The 26,243-nt window shown below is 27.8% G+C and carries 30 protein-coding genes; 8 read left to right on the top strand and 22 right to left on the bottom strand.

All coding sequences use genetic code 11. The annotated features are described in order from the left end of the window. Positions 1-2 precede the first annotated feature (2 nt). Together ACTG45_RS07115 and ACTG45_RS07110 are read left to right on the top strand one after the other, a co-directional pair. Positions 3-2,510, top strand: coding sequence for an MFS transporter (locus ACTG45_RS07115; protein ID WP_479920058.1), 2,508 nt, complete (start codon positions 3-5; stop codon positions 2,508-2,510). Between the two features lie 422 nt (positions 2,511-2,932). Then, on the top strand, positions 2,933-3,331 hold the full coding sequence (locus ACTG45_RS07110; RefSeq protein WP_021384164.1) for a helix-turn-helix domain-containing protein: 399 nt from the start codon (positions 2,933-2,935) through the stop codon (positions 3,329-3,331). A gap of 215 nt (positions 3,332-3,546) precedes the next feature. Here the strand turns inward: ACTG45_RS07110 and ACTG45_RS07105 are convergent, their stop codons facing one another. Beyond that, complete coding sequence (locus ACTG45_RS07105) at positions 3,547-3,756, bottom strand: hypothetical protein (RefSeq protein WP_479918450.1); 210 nt, start codon at positions 3,754-3,756, stop codon at positions 3,547-3,549. A gap of 31 nt (positions 3,757-3,787) precedes the next feature. Next, positions 3,788-3,997, bottom strand: coding sequence for a helix-turn-helix transcriptional regulator (locus ACTG45_RS07100; protein ID WP_021384075.1), 210 nt, complete (start codon positions 3,995-3,997; stop codon positions 3,788-3,790). 296 nt (positions 3,998-4,293) lie between these two features. Here ACTG45_RS07100 and ACTG45_RS07095 point away from each other — a divergent pair, with 296 nt between their 5' ends. Beyond that, positions 4,294-4,713 (top strand): helix-turn-helix domain-containing protein, encoded by a 420-nt coding sequence (locus ACTG45_RS07095; RefSeq protein WP_021384112.1) that lies wholly within the window; start codon positions 4,294-4,296, stop codon positions 4,711-4,713. 227 nt (positions 4,714-4,940) lie between these two features. Next, positions 4,941-5,396, top strand: a complete 456-nt coding sequence (locus tag ACTG45_RS07090) for a hypothetical protein (protein ID WP_021384080.1) — start codon at positions 4,941-4,943, stop codon at positions 5,394-5,396. 212 nt (positions 5,397-5,608) lie between these two features. Here the strand turns inward: ACTG45_RS07090 and ACTG45_RS07085 are convergent, their stop codons facing one another. The 14 genes from ACTG45_RS07085 to ACTG45_RS07020 all read right to left on the bottom strand — a co-directional run bounded on the left by ACTG45_RS07085 (position 5,609) and on the right by ACTG45_RS07020 (position 17,027). After that, positions 5,609-6,421 carry a phage tail protein gene (locus ACTG45_RS07085; RefSeq protein WP_479920057.1) on the bottom strand — a complete coding sequence of 271 codons (813 nt, stop codon included), beginning with the start codon at positions 6,419-6,421 and terminating at the stop codon, positions 5,609-5,611. 1 nt (position 6,422) lies between these two features. Further along, the gene (locus ACTG45_RS07080) at positions 6,423-7,040 is read right to left on the bottom strand and encodes a putative phage tail protein (RefSeq protein ID WP_479920056.1); all 618 of its coding nucleotides are present in this window, start codon (positions 7,038-7,040) and stop codon (positions 6,423-6,425) included. Beyond that, positions 7,040-8,089, bottom strand: coding sequence for a baseplate J/gp47 family protein (locus ACTG45_RS07075; protein ID WP_021384077.1), 1,050 nt, complete (start codon positions 8,087-8,089; stop codon positions 7,040-7,042). Before ACTG45_RS07075 ends, ACTG45_RS07080 begins: the two co-directional genes overlap by 1 nt. Next, positions 8,082-8,513 (bottom strand): DUF2634 domain-containing protein, encoded by a 432-nt coding sequence (locus ACTG45_RS07070; protein WP_021384098.1) that lies wholly within the window; start codon positions 8,511-8,513, stop codon positions 8,082-8,084. The genes ACTG45_RS07075 and ACTG45_RS07070 overlap by 8 nt, the downstream gene beginning before the upstream one ends. Further along, on the bottom strand, positions 8,513-8,839 hold the full coding sequence (locus ACTG45_RS07065) for a DUF2577 family protein (RefSeq protein ID WP_479920055.1): 327 nt from the start codon (positions 8,837-8,839) through the stop codon (positions 8,513-8,515). The genes ACTG45_RS07070 and ACTG45_RS07065 overlap by 1 nt, the downstream gene beginning before the upstream one ends. A gap of 14 nt (positions 8,840-8,853) precedes the next feature. Further along, positions 8,854-10,503: a C40 family peptidase gene (locus ACTG45_RS07060; RefSeq protein ID WP_479920284.1), complete on the bottom strand. Its 1,650-nt coding sequence runs from the start codon at positions 10,501-10,503 to the stop codon at positions 8,854-8,856. A 109-nt stretch (positions 10,504-10,612) separates the two neighbouring features. Continuing rightward, on the bottom strand, positions 10,613-11,035 hold the full coding sequence (locus ACTG45_RS07055; protein WP_223152542.1) for a hypothetical protein: 423 nt from the start codon (positions 11,033-11,035) through the stop codon (positions 10,613-10,615). Further along, positions 11,035-13,341, bottom strand: coding sequence for a phage tail family protein (locus ACTG45_RS07050; RefSeq protein ID WP_479920054.1), 2,307 nt, complete (start codon positions 13,339-13,341; stop codon positions 11,035-11,037). Before ACTG45_RS07050 ends, ACTG45_RS07055 begins: the two co-directional genes overlap by 1 nt. 193 nt (positions 13,342-13,534) lie before the next feature. Then, positions 13,535-13,981, bottom strand: coding sequence for a phage tail assembly chaperone (locus ACTG45_RS07045; RefSeq protein ID WP_479920053.1), 447 nt, complete (start codon positions 13,979-13,981; stop codon positions 13,535-13,537). 102 nt (positions 13,982-14,083) lie between these two features. Continuing rightward, complete coding sequence (locus tag ACTG45_RS07040) at positions 14,084-14,512, bottom strand: phage tail tube protein (RefSeq protein ID WP_021384088.1); 429 nt, start codon at positions 14,510-14,512, stop codon at positions 14,084-14,086. 13 nt (positions 14,513-14,525) lie between these two features. Further along, complete coding sequence (locus ACTG45_RS07035; protein WP_479920052.1) at positions 14,526-15,590, bottom strand: phage tail sheath subtilisin-like domain-containing protein; 1,065 nt, start codon at positions 15,588-15,590, stop codon at positions 14,526-14,528. Between the two features lie 4 nt (positions 15,591-15,594). Further along, positions 15,595-16,038, bottom strand: coding sequence for a phage tail terminator family protein (locus tag ACTG45_RS07030; protein ID WP_021384100.1), 444 nt, complete (start codon positions 16,036-16,038; stop codon positions 15,595-15,597). Positions 16,039-16,286: 248 nt separating this feature from the next. Next, positions 16,287-16,727, bottom strand: coding sequence for a hypothetical protein (locus tag ACTG45_RS07025; protein ID WP_021384114.1), 441 nt, complete (start codon positions 16,725-16,727; stop codon positions 16,287-16,289). A gap of 108 nt (positions 16,728-16,835) precedes the next feature. Beyond that, the gene (locus tag ACTG45_RS07020) at positions 16,836-17,027 is read right to left on the bottom strand and encodes a helix-turn-helix transcriptional regulator (protein ID WP_021384106.1); all 192 of its coding nucleotides are present in this window, start codon (positions 17,025-17,027) and stop codon (positions 16,836-16,838) included. A 170-nt stretch (positions 17,028-17,197) separates the two neighbouring features. Between ACTG45_RS07020 and ACTG45_RS07015 the strand changes: the two genes are divergently transcribed. The 3 genes from ACTG45_RS07015 (at position 17,198) to ACTG45_RS07005 (ending at position 19,562) form a co-directional block, all read left to right on the top strand. Beyond that, on the top strand, positions 17,198-17,518 hold the full coding sequence (locus ACTG45_RS07015) for an XRE family transcriptional regulator (RefSeq protein ID WP_003428185.1): 321 nt from the start codon (positions 17,198-17,200) through the stop codon (positions 17,516-17,518). Positions 17,519-17,598: 80 nt separating this feature from the next. Then, positions 17,599-18,105, top strand: a complete 507-nt coding sequence (locus tag ACTG45_RS07010) for an ImmA/IrrE family metallo-endopeptidase (RefSeq protein ID WP_479920051.1) — start codon at positions 17,599-17,601, stop codon at positions 18,103-18,105. A 701-nt stretch (positions 18,106-18,806) separates the two neighbouring features. Beyond that, positions 18,807-19,562, top strand: a complete 756-nt coding sequence (locus tag ACTG45_RS07005; RefSeq protein ID WP_479918433.1) for a peptidylprolyl isomerase — start codon at positions 18,807-18,809, stop codon at positions 19,560-19,562. A gap of 144 nt (positions 19,563-19,706) precedes the next feature. Here the strand turns inward: ACTG45_RS07005 and ACTG45_RS07000 are convergent, their stop codons facing one another. The 3 genes from ACTG45_RS07000 to ACTG45_RS06990 all read right to left on the bottom strand — a co-directional run bounded on the left by ACTG45_RS07000 (position 19,707) and on the right by ACTG45_RS06990 (position 22,079). Continuing rightward, entirely contained in the window at positions 19,707-20,135 is a 429-nt protein-coding gene (locus ACTG45_RS07000) for a CBS domain-containing protein (RefSeq protein ID WP_021384091.1), read from the bottom strand. A gap of 412 nt (positions 20,136-20,547) precedes the next feature. After that, positions 20,548-20,748, bottom strand: a complete 201-nt coding sequence (locus ACTG45_RS06995; RefSeq protein ID WP_003419624.1) for a cold-shock protein — start codon at positions 20,746-20,748, stop codon at positions 20,548-20,550. 182 nt (positions 20,749-20,930) lie between these two features. After that, entirely contained in the window at positions 20,931-22,079 is a 1,149-nt protein-coding gene (locus ACTG45_RS06990) for an amidase domain-containing protein (protein WP_044213125.1), read from the bottom strand. Between the two features lie 256 nt (positions 22,080-22,335). Between ACTG45_RS06990 and ACTG45_RS06985 the strand changes: the two genes are divergently transcribed. Further along, positions 22,336-23,157, top strand: coding sequence for a pyridoxamine kinase (locus ACTG45_RS06985; protein WP_479918432.1), 822 nt, complete (start codon positions 22,336-22,338; stop codon positions 23,155-23,157). A 76-nt stretch (positions 23,158-23,233) separates the two neighbouring features. Here the strand turns inward: ACTG45_RS06985 and ACTG45_RS06980 are convergent, their stop codons facing one another. The 3 genes from ACTG45_RS06980 to ACTG45_RS06970 form a co-directional block, all read right to left on the bottom strand. Then, positions 23,234-24,625: a sensor histidine kinase gene (locus tag ACTG45_RS06980; RefSeq protein ID WP_479920283.1), complete on the bottom strand. Its 1,392-nt coding sequence runs from the start codon at positions 24,623-24,625 to the stop codon at positions 23,234-23,236. Positions 24,626-24,751: 126 nt separating this feature from the next. Beyond that, entirely contained in the window at positions 24,752-25,522 is a 771-nt protein-coding gene (locus tag ACTG45_RS06975) for a lantibiotic immunity ABC transporter MutG family permease subunit (protein ID WP_479920050.1), read from the bottom strand. Between the two features lies 1 nt (position 25,523). Beyond that, entirely contained in the window at positions 25,524-26,243 is a 720-nt protein-coding gene (locus ACTG45_RS06970; protein WP_479920049.1) for a lantibiotic immunity ABC transporter MutE/EpiE family permease subunit, read from the bottom strand.

The raw sequence follows: 26,243 nt of genomic DNA, 5'->3' as shown, positions 1-26,243 counted from the left end.
TGGTGTTTGCCTTGAATTCTAATACTAGTATTCAGAACAAGGATAGTAATCCAAAAATATTTTTAGTACTTACACTTTATCTTTTAGGTATATTTATGGGAGCTATTGATACAGGAATAGTGTCCCCTGCAAGAACTATTATACAGAATAGTCTTGGAGTAAATGAAAAGACAGGAATTTGGATGATTACCATATATACATTAACATATGCATCTGTAATTCCTATTTCTGGAAAGTTAGCAGATAAAATAGGAAGAAAATATGTGTATTTGGTTAGCATATTTCTATTTGGTAGTGGTTCATTAATATGTGGATTATCATCACTATTTTCCAATTTCAATATTTTACTAATTGGTCGTGTTATTCAGGCAATTGGTGGTGGTGGAATTATGCCTATTGCTACAGCAGAGTTTGGAACTACCTTCCCAGAGAATAAAAGAGGTATGGCTTTAGGTTTAGTTGGAGCAACGTATGGTATTGCCAATATTTTAGGTTCAAGTATTGGTAGCACAATTCTAAGTATATTTGGAACTCAAAATTGGAAGTGGCTATTTTTTGTAAACCTTCCGATTTGTTTAATCATACTTATTGGTGGAATTATGTGCATTAAAAATAATAAGTCTGCATCTACAGAAAAAATAGATAAACTAGGTACATTAATGTTGATATGTATAATTGTATCGTTATTGTATGGTCTTATGAATATAGACTTTTTTAACTTTACAAACTCTATACAAGATATATCAGTTTACCCTTACTTATTGGCATTTATTATACTTATACCTATTTTTATATTTATTGAAAATAAAGCTAAAGACCCTATTTTAAACTTTGAATATTTTTTAAACCCACGAATACTAATAGTTCTTATATTATCTTTGACTGTTGGTATTGGAATGATGGGTATGGTATTTGTTCCACAATATGCTGAAAATGCATTAAAAATAAATGCTGGTTCTGGTGGATATTTTGTCGCTATATTAGGATTATTTGCAGGTGTTGCTGCTCCTTTAAGTGGGAGACTTATTGATAAGTTTGGTGCAAAGAAAATACTGTTATTAGGATTTTCTGTATCTATGATAGGGTCTCTTTATCTAGTATTGATTGCACTAAAAACAAATACAGTCTTTAGTGTATGTATAAGCCTAATGTTTATGGGATTAGGAATGGGATTTACTATGGGAACTCCTCTAAACTATATGATGTTATCAAATACAAGATTAGAAGAATCTAATTCAGCACTTGCAACATTATCTTTGATACGCTCAATTGGAACTTCAATTTCTCCAGCTATAATGATTGGATTTATAGCACATGCAGGACTATCTGTACAAGATAATATTATGGACTTAGTTGGGAAGCCATCAACACCTAAAATAGTTCAACTTGAAGAACTTGAGAATATGATAGATGATTTAAAGTCAGACCCTGAAATGGCAAAGAATTTAAAAGATGTCTCTATCCCAAATATGAATGATACATCAAATATCAACATGGATATGACAGGTGGCAAACTCCCAAAATACTTATTGGATAAGGTTCAGACAGCAGATACAACTAACATTACCAATATCACAAAGGAAATATCAACAACAATGTTTGATGAAAAAGTTCCATCTGTAATTACTAAAATACAGTCAAATGTTCAAAAAGGAATAGATGGAACACAAAGTGGAATAAGTGGTATTGAGGAAGGTGAAAATAAGCTAAATAGTGGTATTAAAGGAATTCAAACTGGTATTGACAATATGACAAAGGCTAGAGCTGGTATTAATCAAGGAATAGATGGTATAAAAAAAGGTATTGATGGTGTCAACAAAGGTATAAAAGGAATGGAACAAGGTCTTGTAAAGCAAGATAAAGCTATAAATGAATTGACAATCGCGTATAATAAAATACCTACTATACCACAAGGAAACACTCCTACTAATAATGAAAATAACTCAAATGACCAAGAACAAGATAATACTAGTGATTCTAATTCTGACAATAATAAAAATGATTCTACAGAAAATAAAAATAATGATTCTGGTGAGAATAAACCAAATTTAAATGAAAAAAAGGAAAGTTTAAATGCACAAATACAGAAATTAAAAAAAGCAAGAACTGAATTAAATACAAAGCTACAAAAAAGTAAAACTCAAAAGAAACAATTGAATAAAAAACTTAAAACAATGGAAACTCAAAAAAAGGAACTTCAAAGTAAACTAAATGATTCTATAAATAAAAAGAAAGACATGCAAAAAGGCCTTGATACGATGGAGCAGCAAAAAAAATCACTTCAGTCAGTTTTAGAAAAGACACAGGAAGTAAAAACTGAAATACCAAAGGCTTTTGATAAATCAAAATTAGATTATATAAATTCTATAGAAAGTAATAGAACAAAAATAGAGAATACACTACAGTCTACTCTAAATTCAGGATTTAAACAGATGTATATAACAGTATTCTGTATAAATTTACTTGCATTTATAATATTGTTGTTCTATAAGGAAAATAAAACTAAATAAAAAAGTGTTATAGTATTATATTGTAAATTTATCTTATATCTTAAATGTTTTGTCTTAAACGTTAAATTCCTAATTTTTTTATAATTGATTAATATAAACTACAATATAATACTATTTCTATTTTAATATTTTTCATTTTTATAATCAGTTAAAAAACGAACTTAGTTTATCAAAATATATTTATAAATTCTATTCACAACTCTTTCATCTTTCATACCTAACTACACCTATAGAAATATATATACAAATCAAAATAAAGCATATATTTTCAACTATAATATGTTAAAATCATAGTATGAGCACATTAATTTAAGTAAAATGTCAATTAGACTTTATTTTGTTAATTTTTCATATATAAACTTTAATATCTTTATTTTAAATGTCATTTTGACCTTAATTGTAAAAAGAAAGGAGTGTATTTTGTGGATACTTTAGGAAAAAGAATTGCTTATTTAAGAAATTCAAAAAAACTTACCCAGCGCAAACTTATGAATATTTTAAAGTTTGAAAATTTAGGTAAGTATGAAACTGGAGATAGAAAACCTAATTGCGACATATTAATGTCAATAGCTGATTATTTTGATGTTACAACTGACTGGCTTCTATATGGTAAAGAAAAAGTAAACTCCAATAATAGCGTAAAAGAAAATAAGGAAGATTACCTACATGTTACTGATGATGAGATGAAGATATTAAATCTATACAGACAACTAAATGAGCGTGATAAAATAAAAATAGAAGGAATACTTGAACTTAAGATATCTGAATATAAAGACTTAAAAAAGCATTCCTCTAATACTAATAAAGATAAAACGGTTTAAACATACATAATTTGATACGATTTTACACCATCTATTAACCTTCTTTTTTTGTAGCAAACTACTAAAATATGGATTTAAGCTATTTGAAAACAAGTATATTCTAAATTCAAACACATCTATAGTATTTATATTGCCTTATCCATATTTTAGTTTATGTATTTTGAAAAATATTGTACATTCCTATGTATTATTTATGTTACCAAGAAATGTACTATTCATGTTTTTAATTCTTCCAACATCTTTTTATATACAATTGTACATCCTCTGTAATTACCCTCTTTAAGAAGACTTGAACATGTACTAGAGTATTTAATTAATATATTCAATCTTTCCATATTTAAACTTTGTACACTATTGAGAGCTGTAATAAATTCATCAATTGCTCTACAGCACTCCATCACTACATCTGAATCTAATTTACACATAAGAATATTCACCTACTTCATATACCATTTATTAATCATCTTCTGAATATTCTATATTAAGCAATTGATAAATTGATGATTTGTATTTTTTACCCGTTCTTCTTCCGTTTAAAATAGCTGACAAATAGTTTTCATTGACACCTATTTTCTTCGCTAATTCCCTTTGAGTCATATTTAATTCAATAAGCCTTTGTTTGACTTGTACTCCCAAAAAAGGTATCCATTTTTTTTGAGCCTCCATTTATCAACTTTCCTTTCTAAGTTATTTATACTTCCTTTTATTTTTAGTTTACACACCTCCCTCTTTTTAGTATATTTTTTTAATATGTACAAATATTAAGTACATAAATTTATTTGATACTAAATAAGATTTTTTGATTACTTTATGCTAAAATTAGGATGTAATTTCGTATCATTAAATTAATTATAAGGTCATTTTGACCTTAAGTCAATATTTTTTATGTCATTTTGACCTTTAATTTGCAACTATTTACATTTTAGAAAGTCTTTTTGACATTAATTGAATGGAGAGTGTTTATGGATACTTTAGGAGAAAGAATTGTTTATTTAAGGAAAACAAAAAACCTTAAGCAATATGAATTAGAAGAAATGTTAAGCTGTGATAACTTGAGTAAATTTGAGAGAAATATTAGAAAACCAAATTATGAAATATTAAAATCTATAGCTGAGATATTTAATGTTTCAGTAGACTGGCTATTAAATGGAGATAATCCATCACAAGAGCCAGATTTAATTTGCGATTCATCCTCAAACTATCCACTTAATAGCATAAACTCTAATGAAATAAATCTTTTAAATAACTTTAGAAAGTTAAGTGACTATGATAAAGCCAAAATAGAAGGCATGATTGAATTAAAACTTCATGAATATGAAAAAGAGAAAGATTTGAGAGAAACTGAATATAATAAAAATAAGGATGAGAAAATAGATAAATAATTTTTATGTTGCTTTTGATACGATTTTACATCATTTCTTAGTTCTAATATTTTTATTTCATTTATTTTCTTTTTTATAGTTTTATGATAAAATAATTAGTATATTTTGCTTTACTTGAATGTAATTATTTATACAAAAGTCAAACATAATATAAATGTGGTAAATTTTTAGTTTCAAGTAATATCTCGTTATTATAACTAAATATTTATTAAAATTAGGAGGATAAAATGGGCTTAAGAGACAAATTCGCGCAATCATTTGCTAGATCAAAAACTATGAGTGGCCCTGAGAAAAAGGCTAATGAAATAATGGGTAAATTGCTTCTTAAGAAAGCTATATTACCTATCGTTTTAATGTTCGTGATAATAATCGCTGGAGCTATGCTTAAAATTAATTCTTGGGTTACACTTGGCATAAATTTAGTTATTGCTGTTGGTGCTTTCTTCTACATAAGAAATTCTAGTAAAAAGTATCAGAACTTCAAACCTTATGTTGGCAATTTGATTAGTTTAGAGAAAAAAGGTAAAAAAGAGTATGTTGCTATTATAAAACAAGGTAAGTTACCAGTTAAGTTACAAATAGCTTATGGTGGTGAAGACCTTGAACATATTAAGAAAAATCAAATGGTTCAAATAAGTTATAATCCAGATGCTAAAATAGCTATTTTAGTTAATAGACAATAATTTAATAAAAAAAGAGGTAGCGTAATGCTACCTCTTTATGTTTTGTTTATTTTTTTACTTTTATTATTATATTATTTCAAATACTTTATTTAATTTTGATTTGTTTAATTCTAATTTGTACAGTTTCATTTAGTTTTTTATTGATTTGATTGATTATATATTAGTTGCTATTTTATTTTTATAGTCTTTTATATCAATTAATGTACTATTATTTATATTGGTAACATATCTTTTATATCATTAATCAAACTGACTCTAGCCGTATTTACACTAGTACATAACTCATCTATAGCTCCTTGAACATTTGTGGCAGCAAGTTTACTTATTGTATTATCATAACTTGTCTTCTCTGCTGTTGTTTCTATGCTGTCAAGACCTTCCTTTACCTCGTTGACTGCATTTACAAGACTTGTTTTATTTGTTGTATTAAGTAGAGTTGTATCTCCTATTTTACTAGTAAGTTCTGTCTTAGTATCATCAATTTTAGTATTTAACTCTGTTTTAGCTGTTTCTATATCACTTGCTAAACTTACTTTAGCCGTTTCTATTTTTTTATCTAATTCTTGTATATCTTTTAAAGTTGCTAAAATAACAGTTGGATCAACTTTCAAATTTACACTTGAAGTATTAGAAACTACCAAGATAATTCTTATAATTAAATCTTTTACACTTCCAGAATCAGCAGTTGGTTTATACGTTTCTGGATACTTAGATATAGCTATAAGCTTATCTTCTGAATCAAATATACCAACTTCTCTTATCATAAACCCACCAATACTACCTGGTATTACAGTTTCTATAACTATCCAGTTAGAGTTTTCATCATCTATTTTTACATTGCTTATATTTCCTTCCCAAACAACTTTTTTAAGAGATGTTTGTTCCTCTGTTGGATTATACTCACTTCCTCCGCCATCTCCAAGCTGTAATTTCACTAAATCTACCTTTTTACCGAGAGCAGTTGCATTTGCAATAGATGCTTTACCTGCTTTGGTCAAAAGTGTATAGTATTTTTGTTCTGCCAATTTATATCGCCTCCTGTTTAGGATATAAGATTACTTTTTCCATACTTCTATCATTGCCTGTAGTTATAGTTATCTCTCCAAATATTTCTATATTTGATGGTGTCCATGGATATACAGTAACAGTTTCTCCTGTATTTATAGCAGTGCCACAAAATAATTCATTCTTATTCAACAAAATCATTTTAAACTTATGTTCTAGATGGCATGGCTTTACATTTTCCAATACTTTATCCAACTCTACAATGGAATTATAGCTACAATTATTAACTATAAATTCTAGTATGAATATAAATTCATTGCTGAGTACTTTTACTTCAACATTAGTCTTTGTATAAGCTTCACAAATATTTTTTATAACCTTTAATTTAGTGGTTCCTAAACTTCTCATTTTAGCTTTTATATTACTTCTTCTAGTCTCATAATTTAAATCTTCATTATTTTGAATACATAGTATATTCTCCCACATATCAAGACCCCATGTGGATGTATCAACAAACATTTGATTTATAGTATCATCTATATTTTCTTTTAATGAAGATAATTCATTATCATAAGAATCTTGTATTGCTTCAACTGTATAATTTTTATAAAACGATGGCAGTTTATCAATTAATTTCATTAAACCTCCACCTCACTAAAATTTAAAGTAGTAACACTAGGTATTTTGTCGTCTTCAATAACTATATTATCTGTTGAATTATTTACAAGTAAATTACTTAAATCATGCACTCCAGAAGTACTTATTAGAATACCCATAATCTTTGTATATACAATTTCTCTTGTTATGTTTCTAAAATATTGATTTATGCTTTCTATAAAACTATTTTTTACCATATCCAAAGTGTATCCACTTTCTAACTCCATAGATGCACTTATACTTATATCTAGTGGTACTGGAGTAGTTACTGTTAGTGTAGCTCCTATTGGCATTTCTTCCTCAATATGTTCTCTACATTTAGTTATTATTTCGTCTTCAACAGCTTGATTATTTTGACCAAATAATAAAACCTTAACTGTACCTGCACCATCCCACCTTGGATATACTTTTGCATTATATACACCATCAACTTCTAAAGCCCATTCTTCATAGTGTGCTTTATTCCCACTCGTAGCTTGATTCTTTTGTACTCTAAAAAATCTTGCTCTCAGCTCTTCATCAGTTTCAATTTCTGTACCACCTGAAAATTTATTTATATTTGTTATCTTTTCAATTCCAAATATGGTCTCATTCAACTTAAATTCACAATCAGATGGTAAATTATATCTAGTTCCAATTTCTAGCGCTTGAACTGGACTTATATTTCCCTCTTCGCCACCAATTACAACATCCTTTATTACAACAAATAATAAATCTTTATAGGATATAATTGTTCCATTTGATATTTCTACACCATTCTCACCTGTAAACTCTACTTCTCCAATAGCTTCAGTTCCTAATTTTCTATATACACCAAATTCATTAACTCTTTTATCTAATAATTGGTCATAAGTATCTTCAATAAAAGCCATTTTGTGTATATTAGAAAGTTCAACATACATTTTGGAAAGTTCAAATGTATTTCCAGAAATCATATCATTTAGAAAAGAGCCTTCTCCTTTATACACATCTAAATTTATATTTTTAAGGGTCCTATCTTTTATTGCATTGTAAGTTTGGTCACTATACATTTATTTCCACCTCCCCATAGATAGTGGATATTTTTATATATGCACTCAATATATCTTTTTTAAAATTAGTATTTACTACGTCTACCTGTAAAATATATGGATTCATCAATAAAGCCTCTTTTATATACCTAGATGCTTCACTTTCTGTAAGGCCTTTACTATACTTTTGGCCTATTAAATCAGTCAATTCTGTTCCATAATCACTTGAGTAAATTTCATGTTCATTTTTATTTGTTTTTATACACTTATATACCCAAACTTTTATAGCTTCATTTTCTTCAATAATCTTAAAATCTCCATTTTCTACTATTGGTTCATCTTTTTCAAAATCCCATGCTACTTCACGAAATAATCCTAATTCCTCTTTTTTAGGAATTTCATAGTCTTCTGGAACACCTATAAAAGGAAATATTGTGCTAGACATTATAAACTCACCAACTTACTTAGTATTGCAAATTTTTCTCCTACTTTAAACATGATAACTGTATCGCCCTTATCTAGTTTATTAGTAATAGGTTCCTTCAATTCATGAGTATGGTTATCATATTGTGTTGTTGTAAAACTTTTTGTAGCTCTATCAAACAACCAATTATCTATAAGTAAATTATCTTTATCTAGAGTTATATTGTTCATCGATACCTTTAAATCAGGTAATTTATTTATTATTATACCAATAAAAAAAGAAGGTTCATTGTGAAATTTCCCTTCTTCTCTCATTATTCCAATAAATTCATTGATTGGATTTGCCACTATATCACTCCTTCCTACAAAACACGTTTTGCATTATGAAAATCTTTTCTCTTACTTAGTTTACTTATCTTTACTACATCTCCAGTATTTGGTGCATGTATAAATTCTCCATTTCCAATATACATACCAACATGATGCACTTCTTCACCAAAAAATACCAAATCTGATGGTTGTAAACTATTTTTACTTACATCTTTTCCATATCTAGATTGTTCTCTAGAAGTTCTTGGTAATTTAACTCCTACTTTATTAAAACAATATACCATAAGTCCAGAACAATCAAATCTATTTGGTCCTGTAGCTCCCCATTTATAAGCTTTTCCTTTATGCTTCATGGCCTCATCTATAACTGCTTTAGCTTTTCCTGACGAATTAATGGAATAAGTTCCATCTCCTATAACCGCTTTCCCATTTTTTTTACCCCAAGTATTACATTCTTTACTACTAGCCATCAATATATCAAAATGATACACTCCATCTTTTATATTTATAGCTCCCCCTCTATCTGTAACAGTATATACTTTTCCATCCCTGGATGTACCTGTTCCTTTTACTTGTATCTTTGTTCCAAATTTTATGTTCTTTGGTGCTGCACAAGTATTTTTTTTAGGATCGAGTCTATTTCCTTGTGCATCATAAAGTCCACCTTCCATAGAATTATTTGCAGGATAATATGCAGTAAATAAAGCTTTAACCTCATTACCATTCATAAGACCATCTCCACTGTCATCAATAGTCTCTTTTTGTTCATCTTGTCCTACAGATTTTTCGTCCATTATATTTTGAAAATTAAGCTCTAGTTCAATCTGATAATCTCCATTTTGCCATGTATGTTTATCTGTATCTATATAAAATAATCCTACTAATTTTGTGTAAGAATCTTTTACCTTTACACCTCTACCAGTTATACAACTTGTATCTCCATATCCCTTTAGAGAACAAGTTCTTTCAATCTCTTTAAACTCACTTTCTATATCTGTTGTAATATTTTCTTGTTGTTGTATGACTTTTTGCATTATCACATTTACTTCTTTAAATAGCGAATCATTAACTTTCTCACTAACTTTATTACCATATTGATCAACTACCAATACTTTATTCTTTACGTTTTCCATACTTTCAGAAAAAGTTGTATTGATGAGATTGAATCCTTCTTCAAAAGTAACATTTAATGTAACAGCACCTTTCTCAATAACATTAAATTTATCAAGATTAGCCTCTATCATATACTTTTTCTTTGTAGTCTTACTTGCCTCTGTGTAAGCACTCATTATAGTATCATATCCATTTACTGATATAAACATTTTAGTATATTTTACATTAGTCTTTGGTATATTTCCAATTGCAAGTTTATTGTCTGTAAATACTTGCTTTGCAATATGTTCTACTAACTTATCTTTAAAATTGTATGACACTTCACTTTGTAAGAGTAAAAAACCCATATCTTTAGCAGTAAAATTAATATTGACACTACTTGAATCTTTGGACCTATTAATTATCATACCTCTAAAAAGTTCTTTTTCATCCACATAAAAGCAAACTGTACTAGCTATCGGAATATCAATTTGTTGAAAGTTAATATCAGAGGCTGATTGGACTATAGAAAATTCTAATGTTCTTGATGGAGATTTATAATCTCCAGACCAAGAGACAGCATCTACTATATTACTTATATCATATATATTACCATTTTTTATGTGTACCCAAATTTTTATAATAAAAAATCACCTACCTCTTTATTTGATTATTTAGTAATTTTTTATAACAATCATATTATTTTTTTGGATTTGCTCTAGGTATTTGTAACCTTTTATACTCTTTTAAATCTAATGAAAAGTATACATCTCTTGTTCCATCTTTTTCTTCATAACTAAAGCCCTCTATTATTACTTCCATATTTATATTTGTCTCTGTAACTGTAAACCTCAATATTAAACCTTCATTCATCCATCTTTGAATTTTGTTTACACAATCATAAGGAGAAGGAAATCCTTTGTAATTACAAAAAGAATATTCTTTATTTGGAAAAAAGCTAGCTATATTGATACTTCTAAGAGCTACGCCTCCAAAAGTTGCTATTTCTCCAACTTTAAGTATATTTGATGAATTTATAGTTGCTTTTCCATTTATGCTTATTGATGATGGTATAACTGGAAATCTAAATCTATCTTCAGCTTGTCTAAGCCACATTTCCATTATAAAACACCCCCTAGTTGTGCCATTTGTATACTTGCAACTAATTTTGATGTTACTTTTTCAATATCAGCTTCTTCTCTAATTACTATTGTATCAGCTAATTTAGCTATATTTATATTTCCACCATTTTGTCCACTTCTGTATTGATTTGCTTCTTGTTTAGTTAGAACCATTTCCCCTTCATGTAACCTTGCTGAGTATTCATTATATGGCACATAATTTAATCCAAATGCAACTCCTGCTGCATCTCCTGCTTTTGTACCTTGTGTTGGATTCTTTTTATATCTTTCTCTACCCTCATCAAGTATTGTTGATATTTTTTCTGCTATTGGATTATTTTTTATCGCTTCAACTAATTTTTTCCACCAATCACATACTCCTTTTACCTTATTACAAATATTATCTAAAAAGTTTAAAAATGAGCCTAAAAGAGGTTCCATAAATTTCCACGCTGTTTCTAGTAAAGGTCCTAATGTCTCCCATACTGTTTGCCATATAACTCCTAGAGTCTCTATAAAATTATTTATTTGAGGAGCATAGTCTCCTAAAAAAGTGAAAATTCTTGTAATAATAGGACTGACGGCTTCAACTACAGGTCCAATCAACTGAAATGCAGTTGTTACCACAGTTCCAAATATACTTATTATACCTTGTGCAACTGGAGATTTATTGTTTATACTATCTAGCAATCCATTAACTAGATTTACTATAGGAAGTAATGAATTTGTTAAAGCTGTAAAATCAATGTTTTGAGTAAGCATTTGACCTACATTGCCTATTGCCCCTGGCACATGCCCCAGTGCTGTAGCAGTCTGAGTTTCAAGCGGATTTTGTTTATTTTCAACAATTCTTTTTCCATTCATTACATCTGCAACTTTTTGAGAAAAACCACCTAAACTCTGTGGTACTTTTTTTAAAAATGAATTTACTTTTTTTAATCCGCCCTCTAATATGCTATCAAATGGCTCTATCATATTATTTAATCCCATATCAATATAAGTAGATGCACTAGATAATAATCCTGGAATTGTATTGGACATTTCATTAGCTAATCCATTTTGTTTCTTCTTTATACCATTAAGTGCTTCATCGAATGTTTTATAATTTTCTCCGACCAAAGCATTAAGAGCATCCATATTGCCTTTTGATGCACTTACAAAAGCTGCTGATACATCTTGGTCACTACTAGTTTCCATATTTAGTGCTCTGACATCTACCATAGCTTGAGTTATTTTCTTTGATTTCTCACTATCTCCTTTACCAATCATCATTGCTTTAGTACTCATTGAAATAACCTCACTTGGGTCAAATGGGGTATTCAGTGCAATTTTTTCTACTACATCATTATAATAATCATTAGAATCTGATTTAGCTTTAGCCTTATCTTTAATTCCTGTAGTTCTTTGAACGACGTTGGTTAAAACAGCTTTTTGATTTTGGGCTTTCCCTACTAAATCTACACCCTTTTTTATACCTTCACCTATTGTAAACCCATTAGTAATGTCAGATATTTTATCTTTTATTCCGCTTAATATACTACTTGCTTTATCTTTTATCGAAATAGCTCCACTCCACATTCTTCCAGCAAATTGCTTTAACTTTGATAAAGTACCCATTAAAACATTCTTAGCTAAATCTTTAACTGAAATAGCACTAATCCATTTGCTATTTTTAATCTTATTTAGCATATTTAGTGAATTTTGAACAAGAGTGCTTCCTTTAACATCCATTACAAGACTACTATTGAATACTTTATTTTTTAATCCAGCCAAGTTATCTTTTGCTATATCTTTAGAAGCATTTTTTGTGTCCATTTTAACTTTTCTGACTACCTCTTGCACTGTTTCTAGTTTTTTAAATTTATTATCTTCAGTTCCATTATTTCCAGAGTTCCTAGACAAAGCATTTCTATGTATGTCTCTTCCTTTTTTATTATTTGCACTCTGTGATATTCTAGCTATTTTACTACTAGTTTTTTCTGCTATTCTTCCAATAGATTCTAAATCTTCACTAAAACTTTTACTTGATGAACTTGAAGCACTCATATTTCCATTCATTTTTTCTATACAAGTATTTACGCTTGTCATACTATCAGTCATTTTCCTTGCAGAAGAACTTACAGCACTTATACTATTGCTTGCGCTTGTCATAGAACTTTTGATACTGTTAGCCATTACATTTATTGAAGGAGAAACAGATACAGTAATTCTTTTAAAAGTCTCAGTAAATGCTATAATTTGTTTCATTTTTGGTGTGTAATTGTCTGTAAGATACATATTTATACCTTCTTCTCTTACATTCCCCACTATATATCACCTCCTGTCAAAGGACAAACTCCATATCCATGTTTCATTTTTTCAACTTCTTCCTCAATTTCCAAGGCGAAAAAAGCTTCAATAAGCTTTAATTCGCCTTTATCCATTGTATAAAAAAGGGACGGTCTAATACCTCTCTTCTTCCAATAATAATACATTATTGTAGTTTTGGTATCCGTCCCTATTAGTTTTTTACCTCTTCTATTACTGCGTTTTTACCATAACCCATAACATCTTGAAGTATTCTGTATAAGTTAGTAATTTCACCTGGTAGCAGTAATTTTCTTGCCAATTCTTTTGGAGTTGGAGCCTTAAACTTCTCCATTAACTCCTTATTTTTAAATAGAAGTTTTCCATCCAAATCACAAATGCCTTCTATTACTGTAAGCATTTGCATCTCTGGTAAATCTATGTCTGTTTTCATATTTTCATCAATTTTAAGACAAGTGTTTTGTATTTCCTCATCCTTACTTATTGTTAAAGCCCTACACATTACCTTAAACTCTTGACCAAAAACATTAGATAATCTCTTAAGTTCAACTATTGTACTTGGTCTTTCTAAATTTTCTGTATCTGCATTTAAAAGTAAGTCTACTATATTTACATTCTTTGGTAATCCATTTTCACCCATTATTATTTACTCCTTTATCAATCAATTTTTATTAACTAATTACATGTACTCATTAATTATATATTTACTATCTATCTTTATTTATCAATTATCTATTTAAAACTAAATCACATCAAGAAAATCATATTCAGTAAATGTAAAAGGAGCTTCTATCTCTCCTTTTACTCCAACTTCCCAATCAGCTAAAGTTAAATCATCAAAGGCTATATTCTTTACCGCTATTCTTTCTGCCCCATAAGAATCTGGGTCATTTAATTTAGATATAGCAACAAATCTAGGTTCAAAACCTCTCTTTATATTTTCTCCAATTAATTTGTGCATTCTTGAGCTGACATGGTATAAAGTTATTGAACCTTTTCCTTTGTATCCCATATACTTTGTATCAGTACCCATTTGACCTGCTATTATAATGTCTTCCTTTGTAAATTCCATCTTTGCTTGAAACTTCTTTACTTCTGCTACTTTATCTCCATCAAGCCAAAGTTCTCCCCAAGTACCACTCATTACATTTCTAGCTTCCATATTTGCCATATTAATAATCCTCCTATATCTCTATTGATAAATCTATATCTTCCATAGCATCTAACATCTTTATTTTTGCTGTTAAGAATACTTTTGAACCTGTATTTGCTTCTCTTATTTCTTGTTCTTTCATATTAGATATATCTATATTTTTAGATTTCAAATACTGTTTTTGTGATTCTATGTCTATATCTACAAGTGAACCAACTTCTATTAATTCTTCCTTTTCCAATTCTTCTAGGTATTCTTTTATTGCCACTATTAGTATGCATTTATTATCATAACTATTAGGAATTCTGCCTATATAATCATCTATTATTACTTTCTTAATATCATTATTTATAATATCTAAAGTATCAACTATTTTTATCTTCTGGAACATTTCTCCTTTTTCTTCTGTTAACTCAGTTAAAGAATTTACTCCTCTAGCAATTCTTACAGCCCCTGCTTCCTTAATAAGTATAAGCTCTCCTTTATTAACCTTTGATTCCGCATCAACTTTAGTCATCTTAGGTATATCAACTACATCACTAAGCTTAGTATAAGTTATTGATTGACTTAAAGGTGTTCCTGCTATAAGACCTGCCACTCTACTTGTAAACTCATCAACACTGTATTTCTTTTCTCCAACTAGTACGTCTTCTGTAGTAAAATTAATTATACCTTCATGGTTTCCTACAACTTTTCCTAATACAGCCTTAACTTTCACTTTATCTGTGTCTCTAAGTTTAATTATCCAATTTTTTATAGCAGTCTTATCAGCTTCTACTGCTTTCGGCATACATAGATAATTAAATTCCTTAGTCTCTAGGAAGTCTAATGCAGTTTGAATATCTGCCTCTCCCTCTATTACATAAGCTAATAACTTATTTGGAGTATTAACATTTCCCATCAAAGCCAAATTTATATATTCTTTATTTTCATCAGATAAATCAGCTGGTATATCCTCTTTTTCATGTATCTCATTAAGACCTAGTGCCTTAGTATCTTTAAGCACCATTGCGATTATTCCTCTAGCTGAACGTTCTTTAACAGTTGTAGCTAACTCCTTAAATGATATATTGATACTTGGTAATCCTATAGCCATACTATCACTCTCCTAAATTCAAATTGATTTCTTCCATATTTTCATATACTACTTCTTCTTCATATACACTATCAAGATAGTTTAATGTGATTGAAAAGTTCAATGTATAAATTGACTCCTCTTTTTTGATACTCTGTTCTAGTTTTGTTATATTTAATTTTCTATCTGTTACCTTTATATTTCTGTTGAATAGCTTATTTAATTCGTCTGAGACTTCATACATTCTAATACTGTTTGATTGTGACTTTGGTAAATATTTTATAGAGATAATAATATCTTTGTTATTTGTATTTAACATTATAGGTGTACAAATAACTGACGATATACTTACAAAAAAACAAGACCCTTCAGAGCCTTGCACACTTTCATCATCAGTAAAAACATTTTCAGTAAAGTTTTTTTTGAGAGTCTCAATAATTGTTTCTATTATTTCTTTGTATTTAAGCAAACAATCACCACTCTATCACTAAATATTTTTGCTTAATCTGATAATCTTACTATAAATGATATAAGTCATTTTTAAATATACATCTCATTTATTCCTATCAAGTATCTTCTATATTTTTAGGTAATATTATTCTTTTCAATTCATCACCTCCTTCAATATGGATTTCTTTCACAATAACATTATCTCACATATTTTATAGCCTATTGTTGTAATAGTGTATATAAAGTGTTTAAAATTTGTCCTGTTTTTTATAATATCTCATTTAATTTAAATATCATCTTTTTCTTTAAATTGTAACAAGAGGTTCTATCTAAATGTAACTTCATAGAAATATAAGTCATATTGTTTTTTGTCTTACTATTGTAGAAAAGATTAAAAAACTCCGTTTCCATATCATTTAGGCATGTTAGAGCATTTTCTATCTTTTCTTTTTCTATTTCTATATCTTCTTTTTCCATCTTTAATTTTCTTAATCGCTCTTCTTTTTTTATAACTTCATTCTCAACAGAAGAACTTATATTATATGTAGCACTAGTCTTTTCTGTATACACCATTGCTCCACACCCAGCGTATTCATTTTCACATCTTTTTATATCCAAATTAATGTTCTTTATCTTTATATCCAAATACTTATAATTATGTAATCTTTCATCTGTTTCTTTAAATAATATATCTTTTTTGTTTTCCATCGTATTTCTCCTTTTTTATATGCTTATATTAGCTTTAAATTCATAATAATCTCTTTAATGTACAGTTTTTACTAATCTCATAACTTTCAAGAACATATTGTTCTATAATTACATAAAAAAAACTTCATCTATATTTTGTTCTAAAATATTAGAAATTTTTTTAGCCATAAGAAGTCCAGGATTTTTTATACCTCTTTCTATTTGAGATATATAGTCATTTGTAATACCTGCTTTTCTAGCAAGTTGAATTTGTGTCATACCTTTACATTTTCTATAATATTTCAAATTATTTTTAAACATAATTTTCATACCTCCACCACTTTTAAGAATATTTTGTTCTTCTATATCCACATTATATAGAATTATTTGTTCTTTATCAATAGATTTTAGAAAAAAATATTCTTTTTATACTTTCATAGTTTTATTCTTTAGAACAATTTGTTATAATCTATACATAAGGTGGTGTTATAATGTTTGCCAAAAGATTAAGAGAACTTAGAAAGGAATTTGGATTGACTCAAAGAGAACTTGGTGAAAAAGTAGGAGTTTCCCAAAGAGTCTTAGGATACTATGAAACAGAAAACAGATTTCCTGATGAACACATTTTAAATAAGTTGGCTGATGTGTTTAATGTATCAGTTGATTACCTTCTTGGAAGAACCTTAGTTAAAGAAAATATTGATACAGTAGCTGCACATAGAAAAAATCCACATGAAGAATTGCCTGAAGAGGCACAAGAACAACTTAATGATTATATAGAATTTTTACTAAATAAATATAAAAAAAAATAAACCATATGATGAGCAGTCTATTTTCTGCTCCTTTAATATAATTTTAAAGCAAACATACATTCTATTTTAGGGGGATTTTTATGAATAATTTGGATAAACTCTTTGAATTAGCATCTCAGGAAGAGATAATAATTCATTATACTACTTATATTGCAGGTGATTTAGAAGGACTCTATATAAATAAACATGGTATGAAAATCATATCATTACTCAGTAATTTAAAACAAAATACAAAAAAACTTACATCTATCTTGGCCGAGGAGCTTGGGCATCATTTCACCAGTCTTGGATACTATGTGTCTTCTTATAACGATTATTATACAAAAATCATTATAGACAAATGTGAAAATAAGGCTTTAAAATGGGCTTGTGAATTCTTAATTACTGAAGAAGATATAATAAATATAATTAATTCTGGTATCATTTGCGTTTACGAAATGGCAGATATACTTAATGTTGATATTAATTTTTTTCAAAAAAGACTAGAATTCTTATCATTAAAAAAACAATCTTTATCACTTGGAAGTAATAAATATCTAATATTAACCAACTTGCCATATTTCTACATATTTGATCCAATTTCATAATAAAAATGGTAGTATTTTCAATTGACCTAACAGTAAAATCTATATATTTATTTTAACAAATTTTGGTTTCTATAAATTCAATATTAATATATAATAATGGTATCACATTATTTAAAATTCTAAAAATAAATACATGCTTTTGTTAAGAAAGGTTGTTTGATGAATGTATAAAGAAAAGTTGTTTGATAATTATTTTAAGTTCTTAGCATTATTTTTTTGGCCAATTATGTGGTATAAGTGGATAGTAATTTCAAATGGAACTATTGAAAATATATTATTTACTGTATACGCGATTGTAGCAATTATTTTCATCATTTTATATTCAGTGTTTATGATAAAATATAAGGACGTTACACAAATAGATTTCTTTTACAGAATAAGTACTCTACTTGCTTTTATATTTACTCTTTTCAGCTTTTTAATATATCCTAAAAGTTTATCTTTCCTATATCTAAAGATAATTTTTACTGGGGTATATTTTTATTATTCGATGGTAAAAACACTTAAATTTAAACATGAAGAAGGTGTAGTAGGTATTATGAGCTCACTTTTATTGATTGTAATAACTTTGTTCTACTAAATTTAATTCTATTTGACTTAATATGGGTTTAAATGTTAGACATCTACATTGTTTTCTGATATTATTTAAGATGGTAGTTTTTATATTAATAATGAAATACACTATAAAGGAGTTAACTATTATGGAAAAAAAAGTTTTAGCAACAGTTGGAGAAAAAGAGATAACTAATATTGATATTGAAAATGCATTAAAGTCATTAGACCCTTATCAAGCTATGCAATTTAAAACTGAAGAAGGTAAAAAACATTTATTAAATGATTTAGTAAACCAAGAATTATTCTTATTAGATGCTAAAGAAGAAAAATTAAATGAAGAAGAAATATTCAAGTCAGAAATGAAAAAGATAGAAGAAAATGTATTAAAGCAATTTGCTATAAATAAGGTTTTATCTAGTGTTGATGTAACAGAAGATGAAAAAGTAGAATTCTTTGAAGCTAATAAGAGCTCTTTCTCTAAACCAGAAAGTGCAACTGCTAAACATATATTAGTAGATAGTGATGAAAAAGCTAAAGAAATACTTGCTCAAATAAAATCAGAAGAAATATCTTTTGAAGATGCTGCTGTTAAACATTCTTCTTGCCCATCTAAAGACATGGGTGGTGATTTAGGAACATTCGGTAGAGGACAAATGGTTCCTGAATTTGAAGAAGCTGTATTCTCTATGGCTAAAGGTGAAGTAAGTGAGCCAGTTAAGACTCAATTTGGATATCACATAATAAAATTAGAAGACCTTCAAGAAAGCACAGAATCTTCATTTGATGAAGCTAAAGCTGAAGTTGAAAAAAGTTTATTATATCAAAAACAAAATGAGGTTTATGGAAATAAAATAAATGCTCTTAATGCTAAATACGGAAACCTTGTAAAGTACAACGATTAATCATAAAATGATGTATAAAAAAAGCTGTCTTTTCGCAATTTTTATTGTAAAAGACAGCTTCTTATATTAAAGTTTAAATTTTTAATTTCAGATTTTTATTCTTTTATTATAAAGAACACAGCTTAAAAAGTTTCAATAAAATTTTTAATTATCATTAGCTAGATTTTTGTATCCTCGTATTATCTCATAACAATAACCTATAACATCTCTTCTTTTTATTATCCCAATAAATGTGTCTTGGTCATCTATAACAGGAATAAAATTTTGATTTAAAGATTTTATAACTAAATCTTCTATATCTGCATTGATGGAAACAGGAGAATTATCCATTTTTCTATTAATATCTGTCACAGGAACATCTTCCAATCCTTTTAAGTCCAGATTTAAGTCGTTTTTTAATGTCCATAAAAAATCACCTTCTGTTATAGTTCCAATATATTTACCATCCTTACTTATTATTGGAATTGCAGAGTATTTGTGATATTCCATTTTTTCTAGGGCTTGCCTTATAGTGTAGTCTTCATATATATATGCTACTTCACTTTTTGGTGTTAGAAAGAATAATATGTTCATTACACTACCACCGTTACCGAAAAATTATAAATATTATTGAATATTTATAATGTTACTTTTTGCAGTAACTTTCTCCTTTCTTATTTTCTAAGTATTATTACATACTATACGCTGTAACAAGCGTTTTTCTTTTGGTCATTTTAATCTTGTTTATGCTTTATTAATATTTTTATATGGTCTATCAGTATCACTTATTCTCTTTTTAGCAAAATTAACTAAAAATTAATTGACTTAAACTTAGCCATAATAAATTTACTCTACAATATTAATTTTAACATATTTATCTTATTATTAATGCTTTTATTTTAATTTATTTATTAATTTATTTTGTTTACAAAAAATGAAAAAACCGCTAAACGATTAGCGGCTTATCTCTCATATTACTAGAACACTAATATATATGAATTTTTAATTATAATCTAACTACGTTAGCAGCTTGAGGACCTTTAGCTCCATCTACTACTTCAAATTCTACACTTTGTCCTTCTTCTAATGTTTTGTATCCGTCTCCAGTTATAGCTGAGAAATGTACGAAAACATCTCCTTCACCTTCTACAGATATAAATCCAAATCCTTTTTCGTTGTTAAACCATTTAACTACACCAGTTTTCATTAATAAATCCTCCTAAAAAAACACAATTATTTAGCTACTCTTTTCTGTAACCTTAGTACTACTCTATCATATATAGCTATGTTTGTCAATTATTATTATTTTTATACATTAATAATCATTTTTTTTACTTTATAATATTAAGCCATTATTCTCTTTTACACTTTATTTTTCTTTATAAATTTTTAATAATTTATCTTTATTATATGGAACCTTATAGATTTATCACTCCAGCCTAAATCCCATGGAACCAACATTCTATCAGTATTGTGACAAGTTACCAGAGGGTATCCTCTTGAATCTAGTCCTGTTACTGTTGAAACATGTGTTATTCTGCCTTTTTTCTCATATCCGACAAAATCCCCTGGACGTAGATTATAAGCTTCTTTGTATACTTCTTCATAGGAACCTTTCGCTATTAATGAACCTCTTCCACTATACAATGAATAATTTTTAAAAGCTTGTGCATTTACCCATGCTTTTGTACCTGCTCTTTCACTATAATTCCAAATTGAGTTCTTCTTGAATCTCCCACTTTCAAACATTATCTGTGATGCAAAATTCGCACAATCTCCACCTTCTGGATTATAATCTCTATAGTTTGGATTAAATTTCATACCATGTTCCTCATTAGCTGCTGCTCCACAGTATTTATGTGCATAATCTATAGCCTTCTTTTGTTCATCTGTAAGCTGTAACTCTACACCATTTTGTTGACCAATATAGTTTCTTATATCATCAGATTTTATGTTTTCTAAATTTAAAGAATCTGCAAAAGGGTCTGTATACCACTCTTTAGTTATGACATATTGATTATCCATAATTTTTACATTTAGATAATGATATGTACCTATTCTAAAGACATTTTCTTTGTCCTTTTGATTTTCATATGAATATTTATACTCAGTCGATACAGAACAGATTATACCATATAGGTCTTTTTCTTTTTCTTTTATTTTTTTAATTTTAACTCTTGTTTTTATGTCCTTAAATTTTACTCCTTGTTTACTAGACCAATTCTCTAAATATTTCATCTTTTTTACTTCATTTTCATAAGCCCAAAGACCAAATTTTTTATCTGTCTCATAAAGACCTTTTAAAATATTTTCATTTTTCTCTAATATTGCCTTATTTCTGTAGTCAAATAAGTTTTCAAGCAATAGCTTATATTGGTCTTTTACATCATCACCTTCAACATTTGCAGATTCTATGACTTTTTCCTCCATATTTTTCATGCTTAAATCATTGACTAAAAATACACCTGCTGTAGTAGCTAAAGACAAAAATACAAATGCCATTATACCTTTGATGTACTTATTCTTGTTTTTCAGCATTTTCAAAGCTACACCTCCCAAATAGTACACCTTACAAATGAAATTACAAAGAATATTCTGTCACATATAATAATTTTCATATTTGATAATTCTTTATTTTATTATGTCCAATATTAAAAATTAATTGTATTGATACACTGTTTTTTTTACAATTTTTTATTTTATAATCTACTTTTTTCTTTTTTTTATAGTAATATATATGTATATAAATATTTTGGCATCATTATAATTAATACATACTAATGGAGGGTTTTTTATGCAAAAAAAAGTCGCAGCAATTAATGACTTATCTGGAATAGGAAAATGTTCATTATCAGTTGCTATACCTATACTTTCAGCATTAAAGGTTCAATGTTGTCCATTTCCAACAGCTATACTTTCAAGTCAAACTGGTTATCCTGAATTTACTTTTTTAGATTGTACTGATGAAATGGTAAAATATTCAAATGTTTGGAAAAATTTAAAAGTCAACTTTGATAGTATATATAGTGGTTTTTTAGGTTCAAAACATCAAATTGAAATAGTGGCTAATTTTATAAATGATTATCCCAATGCTTTTATCGTAGTTGACCCTGTTATGGGTGATAATGGAGTCATGTATCCAATCTTTACAGAAGAAATGAGACAAGAAATCAAAGAACTAGTTAGACATTCAGATTTAACTACTCCTAATTTAACAGAAGCTTGTTTTTTGACTGGGAAGGATTATACCAAAAGTGATTACAATAGAGATGAACTTATATCTATTGCAAAAGCTGTATCTGATTTAGGACCTAGCAAGGTTGTTATTACTGGTATATTAGAAGAGGACAATATATTAAATTTGGCTTATGATAGAGATACTGACCATGTATTTTTTACATCAGTTAAATACAATAATTGCTCTTATAGTGGAACAGGAGATATATTCACATCTATCCTTTGTGGTATGTTAGTGAATAAACATGATTTAGGAGTGGCAGTTAATACAGCAACAGATTTTATATATAAAACTATAAATTACACATCTCAATTTGATACTGATAGAAATGATGGAGTTATGTTTGAAAACTTTTTATCAGATTTGACTAGTATATAAAATTTCAAAAAATTATCCATTTTATAAATACCTATAAACTACAAAATTTAGGTATTTACAAAATGGATATTATTTATTAAACCATTGGTATTTCAATTGTTACCATAGCACCACCAGTTTTTATAGAGTTTTCAATATGTAAAATTCCATTATGTTTTTGTACAATATTATTTACAATATATAGACCCATTCCATAATGAGATTTAGAATTTCTACTCAAATCACCTGTATAAAATTGTTCTGTAGCTTTTGACAAATCTGCTTTAGAAAAGCCACTTCCACAATCTGTAATTACAAATTTTAAATATCTATTGCTTGTTGATACACTTATGTATAGTTTACTCTGGCTTGGTGAGTAGTCTATAGCATTTGAAATTACATTCATAATAGCTCTAAATAATAATTCTTTATCTACAGTTATATTCTTAGGCAAATCATCTTGTTTAGAAAACTCAACATTTAAGTTTTGTGTACTAGCTAATGCTTCTATTTGAATCAAGATATCTTCTATAAATTCACTTACATTAATTACTTCTTTATTTAATATATAACCAGCCTCTTTTTTTGATATGTCTATTAGTGTATTAATATATTTTTCTATTTGGGTAACACCTTTTGCTATATATTCCATGTACTCTGATAACTCTGGATTTTCATTTATTTCAATTAATAAATCAGTATTTCCATGTATAATAGTCAATGGTGTTTTTATATCATGTGCTAATGCAGATATCTGTTCCTTACGATTCTCTTCTAACATCCACTGTTTTTCTAAAGAATCTTTTAAAGCTGACTTCATTTTATCCATAGAAAAAAGAACATTATTGATTTCACAAATTTTACTAGATTCTACAACAAAATCTAAATCCTGCTGTTCTATTTTTTCTGTAGTATTTTTTAAAAGTTCCATTTCAGCATTTAATTTTTTGCCAAATAATTTTGATAGTATAATAATTTCAATAAGAAATATTATACTAAAAATAATCATTCCTAATAGTTCTGGCTTTGGTAAATATGTCCTTAAAGTTGGAGAAACAAATTCTACTACTATACTATAACGTATTATACAAACTTCATTATCTCTGGACAATTTGATATAGTTTTTTGATGACTTGATAGTCCTTCTTTCAAAACCTCGCATTAAATCCCATACTTCTTTTGACTCATCTTTATTAAAAGTTCCTGAAATTACTTTGCCATTTAAAGTATACACTCCATACTCACATGAATCTGGAATTAAATCTTTAGTTACTTGTTTACTTGAAATAATCTTATCTTTATTTTCATAGATTTGTTTTTCCGTATAATTAGCAGGTAATATTATATTTAATGATAATAATATAGGAAATGATAATATCAATATAGATACTAAGACAACGGTTATAGCAAAGAATAAAGATAAATATCTTACAAAAACGGTTCTAAGTGTTACAACCTTTTTATTATTAGACTTTTTACCTACAAGTATCCTCACCACCTCCTCCAAACTTTAATTAGTTTATAGTTAATTACAAACTAGCTTTTGATTTGATTATTTTTATCACTAGACTATATTCTAACATAATAATATGAGTAAATAGTAACTTTTTTATTTTTATTCTTCAGACTTTTTACCCTCCCATTTAGAAAACCATATACATAAAATTATAAATGCTAAAATGGTTACAAATCCACATACTAATCCTATTGATTGATATTCTTTAAATGATTCAACTCTAATATATTCAATTGTCTTAGAACTTGAAAAAGATGACCAAATACTTATAAATCTAACACCCCATACACAAGGAATATAAGGCCAAATTCTAGCACCTAATCCAGTTAACAACACTGCTGAAAGTAAAGTTTCTACTATACCCACTCCAATTGAGGCTCCTTTTCCGAATCTTAAACTTAAGAATAAATGTAATATATATACAAATAAATTACTCCCAACTAAAATTAAAATTGAAATCACATAAAAATCTAATGTAAAATAAACCTCATTAGAAATACTAGATACACCAAATTTAAAACCTAATACAGATACTAGTGTTGCTCCAAAACCAAGGCATATCAATATTATATACTTACTTATAAGTGTAAGATATTTTGGATTAGATGATGTTAACATATGTTTATAACTTCCTGAATAATATTCTTGTTCAATACATAATGAACACATAATACTTGATAATAAAGGAAACGCTATTGCTATAACTTGTAAATATGCAGCTATCTTTGATATATCATCAGCACTTGAATACTTATAATATCCTAAACACAATCCCATACCTATCAAAGCAATGCAAAAGTGCATTAGTATTATAAAAGTTCGCTTTAATTTTATTAAATCAGAAAAAAAAATTCTTACTAGTTGTTCCATATTACTTCACCTCTCTATTATTAAACCAAGTATTTGTAGCTAAAGAAAGCACTATAAATAAAACAATAGATATTAACACTCCTGGCAAAATTACATTACTATTTAAAAACTCACTTCCTTCTGGTACAGGAAGTCCATTTGGTAGAATATGTAATACAGGAGCCATCAATCTTGGAGTAATTGAATAGGGGAATATATACCATATTTCTGTAGTCGAAAAAACTGCAACTCCAATCATAGTAAAAAACATGTTTATTATAATTGTAACAAACAAACCAAATTTTGAAGCTAAAAACATACAAAGAGGAATCTGCCACATAAATAATAAAACTAATAATATGGTTCCAATAATATTTTGACTTATTGAAATAACTTCCTTATATACTATCCCAACAAGAACTATACCTATCATAAAAATAATTGATGTTATAAAACAGCATATAATGCAATAAAGTATTTTTCCAGTCCAAACATCTTTTTTTTCAATTGGTAATGATAAAATACCACGATACTTCTTTTTTTCATCTTTTTGTACTATTAGGGAAGAAATCAATGTTAATGCCCCTGGAAGAAACATAGTATACCACCAATTGTAAACACCATTTTGTCCTCCACCAAATAAAAATACAATAATTATAGAAAATACTGGGGCTATCCATATCAATCTAATTCCAAAAGTTCTTTTCATTTTTTGAAATTCTGCTCTAACGAATTTTTCCAT

The organism is Clostridioides sp. LIBA-7602 (assembly GCF_056688945.1).
Note: the sequence above shows the minus strand (reverse complement) of the source record. Positions and strands in the feature narration are given on the sequence as shown.

Excerpts from the sequence above, each read along its gene's own strand:
- ACTG45_RS07090 (WP_021384080.1), top strand. The coding sequence starts at position 4,941 with ATGGGCTTAAGAGACAAATTCGCGCAATCATTTGCTAGATCAAAAACT.
- ACTG45_RS07020 (WP_021384106.1), bottom strand. The coding sequence starts at position 17,027 with ATGTTTAAAAATAATTTGAAATATTATAGAAAATGTAAAGGTATGACA.
- ACTG45_RS07070 (WP_021384098.1), bottom strand. The coding sequence starts at position 8,513 with ATGTCTAGCACAATATTTCCTTTTATAGGTGTTCCAGAAGACTATGAA.
- ACTG45_RS07105 (WP_479918450.1), bottom strand. The coding sequence starts at position 3,756 with ATGTGTAAATTAGATTCAGATGTAGTGATGGAGTGCTGTAGAGCAATT.
- ACTG45_RS07080 (WP_479920056.1), bottom strand. The coding sequence starts at position 7,040 with ATGAAATTAATTGATAAACTGCCATCGTTTTATAAAAATTATACAGTT.
- ACTG45_RS06990 (WP_044213125.1), bottom strand. The coding sequence starts at position 22,079 with ATGCTGAAAAACAAGAATAAGTACATCAAAGGTATAATGGCATTTGTA.
- ACTG45_RS07010 (WP_479920051.1), top strand. The coding sequence starts at position 17,599 with ATGAATAATTTGGATAAACTCTTTGAATTAGCATCTCAGGAAGAGATA.
- ACTG45_RS07045 (WP_479920053.1), bottom strand. The coding sequence starts at position 13,981 with ATGGGTGAAAATGGATTACCAAAGAATGTAAATATAGTAGACTTACTT.
- ACTG45_RS06975 (WP_479920050.1), bottom strand. The coding sequence starts at position 25,522 with ATGGAACAACTAGTAAGAATTTTTTTTTCTGATTTAATAAAATTAAAG.
- ACTG45_RS07075 (WP_021384077.1), bottom strand. The coding sequence starts at position 8,089 with ATGTATAGTGACCAAACTTACAATGCAATAAAAGATAGGACCCTTAAA.
- ACTG45_RS07035 (WP_479920052.1), bottom strand. The coding sequence starts at position 15,590 with ATGGCTATAGGATTACCAAGTATCAATATATCATTTAAGGAGTTAGCT.
- ACTG45_RS07015 (WP_003428185.1), top strand. The coding sequence starts at position 17,198 with ATGTTTGCCAAAAGATTAAGAGAACTTAGAAAGGAATTTGGATTGACT.
- ACTG45_RS07005 (WP_479918433.1), top strand. The coding sequence starts at position 18,807 with ATGGAAAAAAAAGTTTTAGCAACAGTTGGAGAAAAAGAGATAACTAAT.
- ACTG45_RS07055 (WP_223152542.1), bottom strand. The coding sequence starts at position 11,035 with ATGGAAATGTGGCTTAGACAAGCTGAAGATAGATTTAGATTTCCAGTT.
- ACTG45_RS06985 (WP_479918432.1), top strand. The coding sequence starts at position 22,336 with ATGCAAAAAAAAGTCGCAGCAATTAATGACTTATCTGGAATAGGAAAA.
- ACTG45_RS07040 (WP_021384088.1), bottom strand. The coding sequence starts at position 14,512 with ATGGCAAATATGGAAGCTAGAAATGTAATGAGTGGTACTTGGGGAGAA.
- ACTG45_RS07095 (WP_021384112.1), top strand. The coding sequence starts at position 4,294 with ATGGATACTTTAGGAGAAAGAATTGTTTATTTAAGGAAAACAAAAAAC.
- ACTG45_RS06995 (WP_003419624.1), bottom strand. The coding sequence starts at position 20,748 with ATGAAAACTGGTGTAGTTAAATGGTTTAACAACGAAAAAGGATTTGGA.
- ACTG45_RS06970 (WP_479920049.1), bottom strand. The coding sequence starts at position 26,243 with ATGGAAAAATTCGTTAGAGCAGAATTTCAAAAAATGAAAAGAACTTTT.
- ACTG45_RS07025 (WP_021384114.1), bottom strand. The coding sequence starts at position 16,727 with ATGGAAAACAAAAAAGATATATTATTTAAAGAAACAGATGAAAGATTA.
- ACTG45_RS07100 (WP_021384075.1), bottom strand. The coding sequence starts at position 3,997 with ATGGAGGCTCAAAAAAAATGGATACCTTTTTTGGGAGTACAAGTCAAA.
- ACTG45_RS07000 (WP_021384091.1), bottom strand. The coding sequence starts at position 20,135 with ATGAACATATTATTCTTTCTAACACCAAAAAGTGAAGTAGCATATATA.